Consider the following 1,390-nt stretch of genomic DNA (forward strand, 5'->3'; position numbering starts at 1 on the left):
TGACTAGTCCTGAAAATCCGATACATATTACAGGACAAAAATAAATAATTAAACCAGAGCAAATTTGTTTTTGCTTTGGTTTTTGTTTTTATAAGTTTTCATTTTGATTTCCTTTTGTTTATGCATTTGATTTGGGGTTAAATAATGATTTGAAAAATGAGGTCTTAATTCATTATAAATTCCAATAGCTTCATTGACCAATTTTCTTCTGAGCGAAGTTTCAATATCATATTTATCGATATCAAATTCTTGTTTTAAAATACCATTCACTCTCTCTGCAACAGCATTTTCATAAGGATCGGAATTCTGAGTCATACTGCATTTTAATTGATATTTTTTCAAAATCCTTTGATACTCATTTGAGCAATATTGCAAGCCTCTGTCAGAATGATGAATCAGGGGTTCTTTTTCAATATTATTGTTCTTTAGTGCCTTTCTCAATGCTACGAGGCTGCTTTCTGTATTAAGGTTGTCTGCAACATGATACCCAACAATTTTCTTGGAATAGGCATCGGTTATCAGACTTAAATAACTCGGCTTTTTTCTGTTCCCGATATAAGTAATATCTGCCACCCAAACCTGGTTGGGTTTGTTTATGCAATAATTCAGTATCAGGTTTTTATGCTTTCTGAATCGATGATGAGAATTCGTTGTGATAGAATAACTCCTCTTGGGTATTATGAGCAAATGATTGGCTCTCAAAATATCAAAAAACTTATCCCTGCCTATTTTAAAGGATCTTAAAGGTTCCTTTAAAAGAAAATACAGCTTCCTGCCTCCTAATTTCGGCATTTTTACGCGAATATCTCCTACGAGTTTTATCACTTTTGAAGCTTTGCTTTGTGAGTTTTTATACCGTTTGATACTTCTGTAATAGACTTGTCTATCCAATCCGAACAATTCGCAGGTAAAGATTAAGGTTTCTTTCTCTTCACTGCGGAAGCTGGTGATTGTCCGGGTGGTAAGTTTTTTCTGATATCAATATCATATTCTTTCTCGGCAAGATTAATCATCATATCGAAAAATATGACCTTTTTATCTGCAATGTAAGCCTGTTTCTCTAAAAATGCTTTCTGTTTTTCAAGCAATTTAACTTCGGCTTCCAATTCCATAATGCGCTGTTCAGGAGTCTTTTTCATGGTAAATGAACTTTGGTTTTCCCAATCAAAGTTACCATATTTTCTAAGCCAACTCACTATTGTAGAGCGTGCTTGTATACCGTATTTTTTCCGACAGTCGGTAATTCCTGATTTTCCCGCTTCTATTTCTTTTACAATTTGAAGCTTCAAACTCAAATTGTAATCTCTCTGAGTACGCTTGACGTACCGGGTTTCTAAATGTTCTTCCATAACGATTCTTTTTTTGTGTATCGATATTTCAGGACTAGACA

The 1,390-nt window shown here is 33.9% G+C and carries 2 protein-coding genes; both read right to left on the minus strand.

The genetic code is table 11. The features are described from left to right. Positions 1-48: 48 nt before the first annotated feature. Entirely contained in the window at positions 49-891 is an 843-nt protein-coding gene (locus tag NZD88_RS21265) for an IS3 family transposase (protein WP_259831830.1), read from the minus strand. 23 nt (positions 892-914) lie between these two features. Beyond that, positions 915-1,390, minus strand: a 476-nt coding sequence (locus NZD88_RS21270) for a transposase (protein ID WP_423738676.1), incomplete at its 5' end; no start/stop codon positions are given.

The organism is Chryseobacterium pyrolae (genome assembly GCF_025153485.1).
Taxonomy (GTDB): Bacteria; Bacteroidota; Bacteroidia; order Flavobacteriales; family Weeksellaceae; genus Chryseobacterium; species Chryseobacterium antibioticum.